The organism is Candidatus Zixiibacteriota bacterium (assembly GCA_021159005.1).
Taxonomy (GTDB): Bacteria; Zixibacteria; MSB-5A5; order UBA10806; family 4484-95; genus JAGGSN01.
Map to the genome: position 1 here is coordinate 1 of JAGGSN010000201.1, position 13,756 is coordinate 13,756.

Consider the following 13,756-nt stretch of genomic DNA (forward strand, 5'->3'; position numbering starts at 1 on the left):
CGGGTATGGTTATGAATTAAAAAAATTCCTTCTTAATAAGTTTAAGATAGTTGCTGTTGTCGCTTCTTGGGCTGAACCCTGGTTTCATTTTGCTTCTGTTAATACGGTATTTACAATTTTAGAAAGATGCGATGAAAAAAAAGAAATAGCAAATAATGTTGTTCGGTTTGTTAAGCTAAATAAGAAACTTGATGAACTAATACCATATCCTGATTTAGAATTAGATGAAAGTAATAGATGGCATCATATTGATAAGCTTGTGAGTAAAATTGAAAACTCTATTCCGCCGGAAGATGATATTTGTTCTAAAGAAGATGATGACTTCAGAATACGGTATGTTAAACAAAATTATTTATCAAATGAGCTTGAGGAAAAGGGCAAATTTGCTAAGTGGGGCGTTTATATACGCGCGCCTGAGATTTATTTTGAAATAATGCAATTGACAAAAGAACATTCATCATTGCTTAAAAACTATGATAATGTTTTAGATATTAGAAGAGGCTACACTACAGGTATCAATGATTTCTTTTATCTTGAACCTTTAAAAGAAAAACCAAAAAAGAAAAACTGTATTCGAGTTAAAAATAGTATAGGCTGGTTTGGCGATATTGAAAAAAGGTTTTTGAAGCCTGTTATAAAAAGCCCAAAAGAATCTAATGCTATTTCTATCAATACTAAAAACTTAAAATCAAAGCTATTTATGTGCGGCTTGTCTAAATCTGAATTAAAAAAATCCGGCTGCTATGGAGCTTTAAAATATATAGAGGCGAGCGAAAAAAATGAATCTGATTCCGGGTTAAAATGGCCAAATGTTCCAAGTGTAAAAAACAGAAAATACTGGTGGTTTTTGGGGAAAAGAAAACCATATCCTATTTTAATGCAAATGGTAAACAACGATAGATTTTTGATATTTCAAAACGAAAAACGGGTTTATGTTGATCATAACCTTTTTGAATTAAATATTAATAAAAAGGATGAGAATATCATCGCAGCGCTGCTGAATTCATCGATGACAGCTTTGAATAGAGAATTAATCAGCAGAATAAATCTTGGCGATGGAGCAACTAAAACAGAGGGCGTTGATTGGTCAAACAACATTTTTATAATTGATTTCAAAAAGCTGCCTAAGCAAAAAATAAATAAAATATTATCAGCATTTGAAAAAATAAAAAACAGGCCAATTCTATCCATAAAAGATGAATCAAAAATGAAAGACCGTCAAGCGTTAGACAAGGCTATATTAGAAGCTATCGGCTTGAACCCAAAGGAATATCTCCCCAGAATATATAAAGGTTTAATTGAGCTTGTTGATGAAAGACTATCCCTTCCTAAAATGCGAAAAAAATTAGCTAAAATCAAAGTTGAAGCCAGCATCAATGAAATTAAAAAACGAGTCGAACAGAATGTTCTGCCTGATGGCCTTAAGATATTTCCTGAGGCATTCTTACCATATAAAGTTAAAACAATTGAAATACCGGTTTCAAGTGATAAAATGAAAATATCAAATCACTTCTTCGGCAAATTCGAGATTGTTGATGAAGAGGGGGGTAAGATATATATTGCCAATAATATTGATGAAGCTAATTATATTATATGCGCACAAAGACCTAATACTTACTTGATAAAAATGCCCGGAAATACAAAAGCTGTAACTAATGCTATTATTAATTACGAAAAATATATAAATGAAATATATGAAAAACTCATAAAGCGCGCCCTTTCAGCCACCCATGACCACAATATCGCCGATAGAATTGCCTTAGAAATTCTTGTGGAAAACGGTTATACCGGCAATTTTGAATTAGATTAACCGCAGATTGAGGCGGGGAGGAAAAAACCCGACGTTTCCTCGGCAGCCAACGCAACATCCCAATCCATAATCCAGGCTAATATTTTATTAAATATGCCAAAGCCGGCTTGACATTATATATATACATTCTTATATTCGACCCGGAGGTAATAGAAGATGAAACGAGTCTATCTTGATCATAATGCGACAACACCGGTTCACCCCGAAGTATTTCAGGCAATGAAACCTTTTTGTCTTGAGGAGTTTGGCAATGCCAGTTCAATCCACGGATTTGGCAGGTTTGCCAGAGAAGCTGTTGAAAATGCGCGTGAAACTATCGCTAAAATATGTAAATGCTCGCCGGAGGAAATCGTTTTCACATCCGGAGGCACCGAATCCGACAACATGGCAATCAAGGGCACAGCCTGGCAATATATGAAAAAAGGACAGCATATAATCACCAGCGCTATCGAACATCCCGCCATACTTGAAAGCTGCCATTTCCTCGAACAGTATGGCTTTCAAATTACTTACCTTAAATCGGACAACAAAGGCATTATTTCGCCGGATGACTTGAAAAAGGCTATCAGGGATGATACTATCCTGGTTTCGATAATGCATGCCAACAACGAAACCGGCGCCATTCAGCCAATCGCCGAACTGGCAAATATCGCTCATGAAAAAGACATACTTTTCCATACCGATGCTGTTCAATCGACCTGCAAGATTCCCTATACTATCGGCGAACTCGGTGTGGATATGCTTTCCATATCCGGGCATAAGATATACGGACCCAAGGGCATAGGTTTGTTCTATATTAAAAAGAATACCAAAATCCAGCAGTTAAGCCATGGCGGTTCCCATGAAAATAATCATCGCGCCGGAACCGAAAATGTCGCCGGTATCGTAGGCATCGCCAAAGCCATCGAAATATCATGGCAGGATATGGCAAAGGAAACAGCCAGATTAAGAAGTCTTACCGGCAAGTTTATTAGTGAACTGAAAAACCGCATCGATGATATTGATATTGTCGGTGATATTGACAACCGTGTTCCCAATACTGTGAACGTGGTTTTCAAAGCGATTGAGGGCGAATCGATAGTGCTGAGCCTCGACCTAAAAGGCATAGCTGTATCATCCGGCTCGGCATGTTCCTCAGGCGCGGTCGAACCCTCGCATGTTATCATGGCGATGGGCATCCCGGCCGAATTGGCTCAGGGTTCGATTCGATTCTCGTTTGGCCGTTCCAATGATGAGTCTGATGTTGAATATGTGCTTGATGTTCTCCAGCGTGAGGTCAAAAGGTTGAGAAGCATTTCGCCTCTTTACCATAATTGATGATAGCGATCTGCGTTTTCACTTTAGCTGCAAGGCACTGCTTAGTAGCTAAAAGGCTAATATATTTTGGTATCAACTAACAGGATAATCCATTGAGTTCGGTTTTAGTAGCTATATCAGGCGGCGTTGATTCATCGGTAGCTGCCGCGTTATTAAAAGATCAGGGTTATGATGTTGTCGGTATAACCTTTAAAAATTTCGACCGAAATAAAATCGACATTGAAACGGCTGCCAAGAATTGCTGTTCAAGCGAATCTTTAAATAACGCTCGTAAAGTATGCAGCGCTCTTAACATCCCTCATTATGTAATTAACCGTACCAAGCAGTTTGAACAATATGTATTGAACAATTTCGCCGAAACATATCAAAATGGATTGACTCCCAATCCATGTGTCAGATGCAACAGCCGTGTACGCTGGCCGGCATTGATTCATTTAGCGGATGAGCTTGCAGTTGATTTTATAGCCACCGGACATTATGCCAGAATAATAGAGAATAACGGGCATTCTATAATTTGCAGAGCTAAAAATAAAGCCAAAGACCAATCGTATGCTTTATGGGCAATTAAAACTGACTATATTAGCAGAACGCTGTTCCCGCTTGGTGATTATACCAAAGAGCGAATCAGGGAGTTAGCGGCAGACTATAAATTTTGCAATGCCGATTATCCCGAAAGCCAGGATATATGCTTTGTCGCAGAGGGGAAATATACCGATTTGCTTGGCGCATCGCAGGAGGGCGACATCGTTGATTCGGAAGACAAAATCATTGGCAAGCATAAAGGGCTAATACATTACACAATAGGCCAAAGGCGCGGCTTGGGGATTTCCAACCCGGAACCGCTGTATGTTCTCAATATAGATATGGCAAACAATCGACTCATTGTCGGGACGGAGAGACTTATATTCAAATCGGAATTTGAGGTTAGCGATACTAATTGGTTTATCGATATATCCGACCAACAGACGATACGATGTCAGGCGAAAATCAGATACCGCCATGAACCCGCCGAATGTGTCGCTAAAATTATTGACAGTCGTAAAGCTCATATCACATTCGATAAACCCCAGCGCGCGATTACTCCCGGTCAATCGGCAGTCTTTTACGATGGCGATATGCTTCTTGGCGGAGGGGTAATTGACAAGGTTTAATTTATCGCGAAGGCAGGAACTGTCTTCTGCTATAGAGCGCTGATGTTGTCAGGAAAGGATTCCTGACGACGCATGAAATATGCCGCAGCGCGTAGGGGCGTATTGCATACGCCCTTATCGCGAAGGCAGGAACCCTTTTCTGCCTTCTGTTAAAATAGCATATTGACAGACAACAATAAATAACATAAATTCATAAAAAAACTGGAGGTATCATGCTTAAATTAACATTCATAGGACATTCATGCTTTTTACTCGATGACGGCAAGTATAAAGTCGTTATCGACCCTTTCATCACGGGCAACCCGATGGCTAAAATCTCTGCCGATGATTTAAAAGTCGATTTCATCCTGGTAACGCATGGTCATGGCGACCACTTTGGGGATGCAATCAATCTGGCCAAAAAGAATAACGCTGCCGTGATTTCCAATTTCGAGCTGGCATCATATTGCGAATCCAAAGGCGTTAAAAATACCGCCGGGCTTCATATCGGGGGCGGCGCAGAATTCCCCTTTGGCTCCGTAAAACTCACCATTGCCCATCATGGTTCAACCCTTGGCGCGGATATGGGATATGGCGGCAATCCGGTCGGCTTCATTATCAGGATGGCTGGCAAGGTGGTTTATCATGCCGGCGACACAGGCTTGTTTTTAGATATGAAATTAATAGGGGAGATGGATAAAATCGATATGGCGTTATTGCCGATTGGCGGATATTTTACAATGGATGCAAACGATGCCGCCAAAGCCGTTGAATTTCTAAATCCGAAAAAGGCAATTCCGATGCATTATAATACATTTCCGCCGGTTAAAGCCGACCCTAATGTTTTTGCCGATAAGATTAAGCAGTACGGCGTCGAATGTATAATCCTTCAACCTGATCAATCATACGATATTGAGTAAAGTTCTGAAAATAATTTTCATGTCCGGCATAGTCCGGGTTTTTTTGCTTGCTGTAATTATTTGGCTGTCATCAATGCCTGCAACCGCCGCTGTTTTCCTAATTGATGCTCCCGAGTCGGATACGATGCAGGCGCGTTTAGCCTTGGAATATTATCATGATAGAATAGCCGGCAATCTGGAAATTGAATTTCCCGATACTGTCCGGGTAGTAATTGCCGCCAATAGAGAAGCATTCAACAGGGCGGTAGGGTCATATTTTCCTGATTGGGGAGCCGCCGCCGCTATCAAGAAGAAAAACCGGATAGTTATAAAATCACCTTCTCATTTCAAGGTCGGTAAAAGCCTTAATGAACTGCTTGGCCATGAACTCGGCCACCTGATGCTCGATAAGGCTTCCGGCGGCAAATGGCTGCCGCGATGGTTCGAGGAGGGATTCTGCCAACTTGTCTCAGGCGAATGGCGTCTGAAAAATGATATAGCAGTAACCCGCGCCGTGTGGGGAAGCGGCTTGATTCCGCTTACCGCCTTAGAAAAGGTAAACCAATTCAACGGATCTAAAGCATCCTTAGCTTATGCTCAATCCTACTTAGCCGTTTCCTTGCTGGTGCAGGAATTCGGTATGGATGTCATCCCGCACTTTTTAAGTACCTATCGTGATTCAGGCGACATTTTTGGCGCTTTCTTCAAGGCAAGCGGATACCGATACTCCGAATGGATTGACTTCTGGAAGAAAAATACTGAGCATAGATATAAGCTGGTTCTTTTTGTTTTTGAATCAGATTTTTTCTTTCCGGCGCTGGCGGTTTTGTTTATTCTTTTATACATTGTCAAAAAGTATCAGGTAAGAAAGAAGAAGCAAAAATGGGAAGTGGAGGAAAGGTATAAAGGGAATGACCAAATCCACCCAACATAAAATCGAATATTATATAGTCAGAATATTGCTGTCGATGTTAAATCTGCTTCCCCTGAAACTTGCCTTGCGGTTTGGTGATTTTATAGGCTTCTTAGCTTTCTCCGTATTGAAAATCAGACGGGATGTTTCATTAGCCAATCTGAAAATATCGTTCGGCGCTAAATATGCGGATAAAGAGTATCGCCGGATAGCCTTGAGGTCATATATAAATTTTGCCCGAAGCATGGTTGAGTTCGGGATGTTTCCCCGCATATCAAAGATGAAGCTTCCTGATTTGATTAATACAATTAATGATGAAATAGTCGCCAAGCATTTCGACTCCGGCGCTGGCGCGGTGATAGTCTCCGGCCATTTCGGCAATTTTGAGCTTATGGGGGCATATATGGCGCAAGTCGGTTGGCCTATAGATTTTTTGGTAGGCAAACAGCGCAACCTTCTGGTGAATAGTCTGATGAATAATAACCGGGCGGTTTTCGGCGCCGGCCTGATTGAAATCGGAGTTGCCGCCAGAGGTGTTTTTACCGCTCTAAAAAAGGGGCGAGGCGTCGTTATGCTTTCCGATCAGGATACCGGCTCGGATGGCGTGATTATTGATTTCCTTGGCAGACCTGCCTCAACCCCGAAGGGTCCCGCGGCTTTTGCTATAAAAACAGGTTGTCCGATTTTCGTTTTCATGCCGGTTAGAAATAGTCTTATCAAGCACACGCTTTATTTCGAGGGACCATTAACGATTGCGAAAAGTGATAATAAGGATGAAGATATTAAAAAGCTGACACAGGCATATTCGGATATTATAGCAAAATATGTTGCTGAGCATCCCGAACACTATTTCTGGGCGCACCGACGGTGGAAAACTACCTGCCCCGAGGATTACCCATAAGGATGTAAAACTTGTTGCAAGAAGCTACTTCTGACAACACATTTATTATGGATAAAAGAATGATGACAGCAATTTTTCTATGAGTATAAAATTTATTAATGCGTAACGCGTAGGGACGTCCGCTTTAGTCGTATACGCTCTCTTGTTGCCAAGCAGCGCTTGGCAACAAGAATTTGGCAACAAGAGTAATGATAATTAATTGGAATTACTTTGAAAACATTAAGTATCATATGAATGCATCGCGTAGGGACGTATTGCATACATCCTCTTTAATACTAGTTGCCAAGCGCTGCTTGGCAACTATTTGCTTGAGGGATTATGAAAACAAGGCTTAATATAGTAATTAATAAACGCCGCTTAATGTGGCGTCAGAAGTTACTTCTGACGCCAGAGATTAATATGTTAAACTCCTATACACCATAAATAGGAAGTATCTGCTCAATCCAAATGCCGCAAAAACTCTTAACAGATAAAAAACCAACAGGACTTTTAGCTGGCCGGCCGGCCTTAAAAATTTGCCTTGTATATGCCATGGGAATTGTTGCCGGCAATTATCTTCCGGCGATTCCTGTCATTATTCTGTTTTCAACTATAACAGCAGTCGCAGCCGCCTGTATATTGCACTCATATCGAAAAAGCCAACTTGCTTCCATGCTTGTTTATCTATCGCTTTTTATGGTTGGTTCCGCCCAATATATGATTGCCGTATCAGGCTTTCCGCCTGCTCATATAGCGAATATCGCGCAAGGCGGAGGCAATGCTGCTATAACCGGCATGATTGTCGAAGAGCCGGATATCAGAACGGATAGAACCTATCTGACAGTAGCGGTCGATTCACTGACCTGGCGTAATAGAGACATAAAATCATCCGGCAGGGTATTAGTCAAAATCAAAGAGCCGTCGAAGGAATTCTCCTTTAAAGATAGAATCCGGTTTTCCGGCTATTTGTTTGCGCCCGGCGGCTCGCGTATTCCCGGCGGTTTCGACTTCGCCCGCTACCTGAATTACAGGGAGATATTCGGCATGGTTGTTCTAAGCCGAGGAGATGATATTGAGATTACTCGAAAGCCCCCATCCTCCTGGTGGAGCTTGCTCAAATTCTGGTCGCTTGATGAATTTTTTATCAACGATATGGTAGCTCCTGCCCGGCGAATACTGCTTGAGGGCTATGAAAAATATCTGCCCTCAGAATATGCCTCCCTATTGGCAGGATTTATTCTTGGTGAAAAAAGAAACATACCCGAGGCTGCAGCCAAACTGTTTCGCGATACCGGCACCTTTCATCTTATGGCGGTATCCGGGTCGAATGTCGGAGTGATAGTCGCTTTTGTATTGTTTCTTCTGCGCCCCGTAAACAGACGGTGGCGAATTATTGCCGTTTTGCTGGCGATTATCTTCTTTTCGTTCCTGACTCGAAATGAACCGTCGGTAGTGCGTGCCTCAATCATGGCCTCGATTGTGATGTTGGGGTTCTACCGTCAGAGAAACGCCGACTCAGCAGGACTGCTCGGTTTCGCCTGTTTGATAATATTAGTATTCAAGCCGTTGTGGTTGTTTAATGCGGGCTTCCAATTGTCGGTTGCGGCATGCGCGGGTATTATATATTTCTTCCCCCTGTTTTATAAACAGGATGACAGAAAAAATTCACTTTGGCTGAAAGGAGTTAGGGGGTTATATGCGGTAATAGCCACTACCATCTCGGCTCAAATAATGGTTTTGCCGATAACCGCCCAATATTTCAACCGTCTGCCTCTTGCCGGAGTGCTGGCAAATATCCCCATGATCGGCTTGGCCGGCATACTTACAATCGGCGGTTTGATATTTTTGCCGTTTATCATTATAGGCGAAACAACCGCAATGATTTTTGCCCTGCCTTTGAAATTATTAATATCAGTTATTTCACCGCTGCTGAATTTCTTTGCCGGCTTACCTGCCGCTGTAATAACGGTCGAACCGCCCGGTATCTGGAAAATTGCTGTATTCTATAGCGTGTTGTACATAGTATCCGAATATATCTTTACCAAAAGATTCTCTATAAAAACAACTATTATATTACTAACGGCTCTATGCGGATTGGTATGGACATCATATCTCAAAGGACCCCAAACGGAATCTTTGACATTTATCGATTGCGGTCCCGACAGAGCGATTTTATTCAGCTCAAACGATGGCAATAATTATCTCTGGTATGATTGCCATGAGGATGACCGCTGCCGCCAGATAGAGCTAAGTTTATTGCGCTATTTATGTAAGGCGGGAGTAAATTATATCGATACGATATTTACTAATAATAAAACTTTGGTTAGACCTCTTAGTTCCGATATTGAAGTAATGGCTATTATCGAACATAGGGAACTGTTTAATAATGAGAAAAACAGAACTAAGGGAATAAACCAATATTATCCACTGGAAACTATTTTAAATAAAAGAGTTAAATTTGTTTGTTATAAATCCGATAATAATAGCGAACCGTTATATGACGGATATTATTATAAATTGGAAACAATAGGAGGATTGTGCATCCTCGCCGGCGGATTATCGCCATATTATGTAAGAAGGCTTAAAGAATCGGCATTTATTTTAGAGATACCTTGGTCGGTTCAACCGTACGGAGCGATATTTGAAATGCTTAAGGCTTATCCTCCCGCGCTGCTGGTTTTTAGCCCTGAAAAAGGCGGAATTCCGTCGATAAGAAGCAAAGAAATGTTGACATACATGAAAAACCGCACCTGGGCAGCAAGCATTAATGGCAGTTTCCGATTTAGATTCGAGAAGAGCAGGATTATTGCGGACTACATGATAGAAAGCAGTGAATAAAGGCGGAAAACCAATATGAGTTTTACCGGAAATTTAAAAACCGTATCGCTTCCCGATATATTCCAGTTAATATTTTCAACAAAAAAAACCGGCGTATTATTTGTCTCAAAAGGCGATGTGAAAAAGGAAATCTATTTCAAGGGCGGCTTCACTGTGTATGCGGTTTCTTCCGATGAGAAAGACTTGTTTGGCAACCTGCTTCTAAAAATGGGGCGAATCTCCAAGGGGGAATTAGATAAGGTTCTCAAAGAGAAAAAGGATGGCAAGAAAATTGGCGCCGCTTTGGTTGAACAACGTCTGTTTACGAGAGAAGAAATTCTCGATTGCCTGCGTTTGCAGATTGAGGAGATAATATACGGGCTTTTCGGCTGGAAAGACGGCGAGTTTGATTTCGTCGAGGGTAAAGCTCCGCCGCCTGAAACTATTCAGACTGAACTTAACCCCATGAATATTATCATGGAAGGTACGCGCCGAATCGATGAGTGGGAAGAATTGAAAAAAATCCTGCCGCCTGATGATGTTTTGGTTGAACTTGAGAAAAACCCGGTTTTAAAAACCGAACAGATACATCTAACGCGCAATGAGATTCTGGTTATGGCTAATATCGGCTCGGGTGTTTTAATGGGCGACCTGATAAAAAATTCTCCCTTAGACCAATTCCTGACATCAAAAGCGATGTCAAATATTATGCAGGTCGGCTTGATAAAACTTGGTAAAAGAGTTGTCGTGAAAAAGAAAGAAAAAATGGATGATTCGGAAGATGTGATAAAGCTTCTATCAACCATTTATAAGCACAACTTCGAAATAATTCTTAAAAGCCTTACTGATAAAATGGGCGATAAGGGCAAGAAGATATTTACCGAAACATTCCAACAACGTAAGTCAGATTACCCATTATTGGCAAACTTTATGAGCGGCAAAGAGGGCGAACTCGGTTTTGAAATGCTTTTAAATATTGTGAAGTCGCTGCCTGATGACGCCAAAATTCACAGACTTATCGCTAATTTTAACGATCTGTTATCTGATTACATTCAAACAATCCAGAAGTATCTTGGCAGCAAAACGTATAGGCGAACAGTTTCTCAACTTCGAATTCAAACTCAAAACAATATTAAAGGCAAAAAGCAATTAGCCGTTAAGTGGGGGCTTGAAGATGAATTTTCCAGAACTTTGAGGAGCGATTAGATAATGAAACTTAAAACAATATTCTTTACAATCTCAGCAGTATTATTGCCGGCTAATATCGCTTTAGCTGGAGAATTTTATAAGCTTTATCCATACTGGCTTGAATACGGCTATCATATTCTTATTCAGATTATGCTGATTGTAGGATTGTTTGTAAGCTTTTCGGTTTTCCGAACATTAAAAGGCGGTAATTTAGGCAGAGCCTGGCTGTTTATCTTTCTGGCTATAATTGTAATGACAGCCAGAACAACGCTGGGACTGCTGACTGTATTTAATATCGCTTATTTCCAAGCCCTAATGTTTGCCGGACTTGATGTCCTATTCTATTTTTTACTAATAATGGGTTTAATATTATATAAAATCGGTTTGGAATAATAGGTTGATGGAATAAAATCTTTATGACAATAACTTTCAATGAGTAATAACATGAATGTAAACTTAGCAGAATTAGACGAAAGAATTGATAAGTGTCAGGGAATTCTTGATGCTGACCCCAACAGCCAGATATTCGCGGCTCTTGCGGAAGCATACCGTAAGAAAGGGGATGTTCAGAGAGCGTTGGAGATTTGCAGCAGCGGCTTAAAAAAACACCCTGATTATGGGTTGGCATATATTGTGCTGGTTAAAATCTATTTAGCTCAGGGCAGATATGAAGAGGCTGATATGTATCTGCAAAAGGCAATAAAAGTTGGCGGCCGAACCAGGTCAGTCGATATATTGCAGTCTGAAATTTTTATTAAAATGGGACATACCAATAAAGCAAAAAATATCCTGGAAAGACTTCAAAAATCAGACCAGCAAAGCCAAACAATAAAAAACCTTCTGGTTTCTATTGAAAAGGATGAACATCAGTTACCGGTTGTGAGTGGTTATCAGGCAGATACTAAACCGCAAATGCAGTTTAGCAACGCAGAATCACCGAATATCTCGATTTCAACTCATGCTGTTGATAATCGAAATTATACTATATCAAATGCTTTAACCATAATAAAGATACTGCCGCGCGTGCTGGGTGTGATTGCGGTAGCCAAGGACGGGATGGTGATTGAGGGGCATTTCGACGGCCAGATGACAGGTGATGAATTAGGCGCGTTGGCAGTCGGCTACTATAACAGCATTTCGCAGGGAATATCGAAAATAAAATATGGGGAGCCGCTCGAAATTATGATAGAGGCGGCTGAGTCTAAATTGTGGATTGTTAATAAAATGAAAATGCTGATTGTTATTGTTACTCGTGATGATGTCAATCTTGGCTCATTAAGGCTAAAAGTTAATGAAGTTTTTAAATACACGGACTTTTCTTAAGGAATTAAAATATGCTTGCAGCTATTAAAGAAAAAAAAGTAAATATGTTCCATAATGCCCTGGAGTATCTCAGTGAATATCGAGGTGTTAATAAAGCTATCATTTTTGACAGCGATGGATTAGTAATTGGCATGGCAGGCGAAAATGAGACCAATAACGAATCTTTTTCGGCATTGATGTTATTAATGCTCGACCAAATGAATCATATTCTAAAACGATTGGATGAAAACCCGGCTAAAAAATTAGTTATTAAATCTGACGATAGCTGGCTGACATTGGAACGCATCGGAAATCTAATATTAGTTGTTAATGCCAACAGCGAAACAGATGAATTATTGAAAGTAAGATTCGGACAAGCTGTTGAGATGATAAAAACACATTTAGTAGATAATTATCCCCTGTTATCAAAGTGATATGGAGGCTTTATGTATACTGCTTTAAGCGATTTAAACAGAACCTCAGGAATCAAAGGCTCTATGCTGGTCGGTTCCGATGGGATCATTATAGCGGCTGATATGGATTCGCAGCTTGAGGATGAAACCGTAGGAGCAATGTCGGCATCGATAGTCTCAAATGTCAGTAAAGCAATGGAACGTTTGCAAAACGAATCACCGGCGCAGATTACTATTGAGGCTGAAAATGGCAAGCTGTTCATGGCTGATGCTGGAGTCGGCATACTTACTGTAATCACCGAGAATAATGTAAACATCGGTTTGATCAGGCTGGAGATGAAGAATGTAATATCAAAAATCTCAGGGAAATAGGACAGGACGATGGTATCTATCAATTACGCATTTAAAGAGATATTTTCAAAAATCGTATACTATGGTCCGGGGCTTTCCGGCAAAACTACAAATCTACAGTATGTTTTCAGTAAAGTTCCAAAGGATACGCGCGGCGAACTTATAAGCCTGGCCACTGATGCCGACCGCACCTTGTATTTTGATTTTTTGCCGGTAAATGTAGGACAAATTAAAGGTTTTGATGTAAAATTCCAATTATATACTGTTCCCGGACAGGTCTATTATAATGCTACCAGGAAATTAGTATTAAGAGGCGTTGACGGTTTGGTTTTTGTCGCCGATTCCCAATTAGATAAAATGGATGATAATATCGAATCGCTGAAAAACCTTGAAGAAAACCTGACAGAGTATGGCTACAACTTAGATGACCTTGCGTTTGTTATTCAATACAACAAACGCGATTTACCCAATATCGCCACTGTCGAAAAAATGCAGGAGCTTTTAAACCCTAAAGGAGTGCCCACTTATGAGGCGGTTGCGACAATCGGACAGGGAGTCTTTGCCACTTTGAAAGCAATCAGCAAAATGGTGATGGATAAAGCTAAAAAAAGCAGTCCGAATAAATTTAATGAATCCAGAACCATTGTTATGGATACAACCAGTACCCCGTCAAATGAACCGGAATTAAAACCTGCACCCGAACCAAAACCTGAGCCGATAACTGTTAAGCCTGAAA

Annotated in this window: 13 protein-coding genes; all 13 read left to right on the forward strand. The window is 40.8% G+C overall.

Translation table 11 applies throughout. The features are described 5' to 3' along the window. On the forward strand, positions 1-1,810 hold a 1,810-nt coding region (locus tag J7K40_12950; GenBank protein MCD6163301.1), incomplete at its 5' end, for a hypothetical protein. A 156-nt stretch (positions 1,811-1,966) separates the two neighbouring features. After that, complete coding sequence (gene nifS, locus J7K40_12955; protein ID MCD6163302.1) at positions 1,967-3,127, forward strand: cysteine desulfurase NifS; 1,161 nt, start codon at positions 1,967-1,969, stop codon at positions 3,125-3,127. Between the two features lie 92 nt (positions 3,128-3,219). After that, a complete protein-coding gene (gene mnmA, locus J7K40_12960) occupies positions 3,220-4,278 on the forward strand; it encodes a tRNA 2-thiouridine(34) synthase MnmA (protein ID MCD6163303.1) in 1,059 nt (352 codons plus the stop codon). Between the two features lie 212 nt (positions 4,279-4,490). Then, positions 4,491-5,177 carry a metal-dependent hydrolase gene (locus J7K40_12965; GenBank protein MCD6163304.1) on the forward strand — a complete coding sequence of 229 codons (687 nt, stop codon included), beginning with the start codon at positions 4,491-4,493 and terminating at the stop codon, positions 5,175-5,177. Beyond that, complete coding sequence (locus J7K40_12970) at positions 5,170-6,090, forward strand: hypothetical protein (protein MCD6163305.1); 921 nt, start codon at positions 5,170-5,172, stop codon at positions 6,088-6,090. Before J7K40_12965 ends, J7K40_12970 begins: the two co-directional genes overlap by 8 nt. Further along, a complete protein-coding gene (locus tag J7K40_12975) occupies positions 6,068-6,970 on the forward strand; it encodes a lysophospholipid acyltransferase family protein (protein ID MCD6163306.1) in 903 nt (300 codons plus the stop codon). Before J7K40_12970 ends, J7K40_12975 begins: the two co-directional genes overlap by 23 nt. A 447-nt stretch (positions 6,971-7,417) precedes the next feature. Next, positions 7,418-9,787, forward strand: a complete 2,370-nt coding sequence (locus tag J7K40_12980) for a ComEC family competence protein (GenBank protein ID MCD6163307.1) — start codon at positions 7,418-7,420, stop codon at positions 9,785-9,787. Positions 9,788-9,802: 15 nt separating this feature from the next. Continuing rightward, positions 9,803-10,972 (forward strand): DUF4388 domain-containing protein, encoded by a 1,170-nt coding sequence (locus J7K40_12985; GenBank protein MCD6163308.1) that lies wholly within the window; start codon positions 9,803-9,805, stop codon positions 10,970-10,972. Positions 10,973-10,975: 3 nt separating this feature from the next. Next, the gene (locus J7K40_12990) at positions 10,976-11,347 is read left to right on the forward strand and encodes a hypothetical protein (GenBank protein MCD6163309.1); all 372 of its coding nucleotides are present in this window, start codon (positions 10,976-10,978) and stop codon (positions 11,345-11,347) included. A gap of 39 nt (positions 11,348-11,386) precedes the next feature. Continuing rightward, entirely contained in the window at positions 11,387-12,277 is an 891-nt protein-coding gene (locus J7K40_12995; protein MCD6163310.1) for a tetratricopeptide repeat protein, read from the forward strand. Positions 12,278-12,288: 11 nt separating this feature from the next. Beyond that, positions 12,289-12,690 carry a roadblock/LC7 domain-containing protein gene (locus J7K40_13000; GenBank protein ID MCD6163311.1) on the forward strand — a complete coding sequence of 134 codons (402 nt, stop codon included), beginning with the start codon at positions 12,289-12,291 and terminating at the stop codon, positions 12,688-12,690. A 12-nt stretch (positions 12,691-12,702) separates the two neighbouring features. Beyond that, a complete protein-coding gene (locus tag J7K40_13005; protein ID MCD6163312.1) occupies positions 12,703-13,041 on the forward strand; it encodes a roadblock/LC7 domain-containing protein in 339 nt (112 codons plus the stop codon). A gap of 9 nt (positions 13,042-13,050) precedes the next feature. Beyond that, the coding region (locus J7K40_13010; GenBank protein ID MCD6163313.1) for a hypothetical protein at positions 13,051-13,756 on the forward strand (706 nt) is incomplete at its 3' end.

What these genes read in the sequence shown, in the direction of transcription:
- nifS (MCD6163302.1), top strand. Translation starts at nt 1,967, where the DNA reads ATGAAACGAGTCTATCTTGATCATAATGCGACAACACCGGTTCACCCC.
- J7K40_12965 (MCD6163304.1), top strand. Translation starts at nt 4,491, where the DNA reads ATGCTTAAATTAACATTCATAGGACATTCATGCTTTTTACTCGATGAC.
- J7K40_12975 (MCD6163306.1), top strand. Translation starts at nt 6,068, where the DNA reads ATGACCAAATCCACCCAACATAAAATCGAATATTATATAGTCAGAATA.
- J7K40_12980 (MCD6163307.1), top strand. Translation starts at nt 7,418, where the DNA reads ATGCCGCAAAAACTCTTAACAGATAAAAAACCAACAGGACTTTTAGCT.
- J7K40_12985 (MCD6163308.1), top strand. Translation starts at nt 9,803, where the DNA reads ATGAGTTTTACCGGAAATTTAAAAACCGTATCGCTTCCCGATATATTC.
- J7K40_12990 (MCD6163309.1), top strand. Translation starts at nt 10,976, where the DNA reads ATGAAACTTAAAACAATATTCTTTACAATCTCAGCAGTATTATTGCCG.
- J7K40_12995 (MCD6163310.1), top strand. Translation starts at nt 11,387, where the DNA reads ATGAGTAATAACATGAATGTAAACTTAGCAGAATTAGACGAAAGAATT.
- J7K40_13000 (MCD6163311.1), top strand. Translation starts at nt 12,289, where the DNA reads ATGCTTGCAGCTATTAAAGAAAAAAAAGTAAATATGTTCCATAATGCC.
- J7K40_13005 (MCD6163312.1), top strand. Translation starts at nt 12,703, where the DNA reads ATGTATACTGCTTTAAGCGATTTAAACAGAACCTCAGGAATCAAAGGC.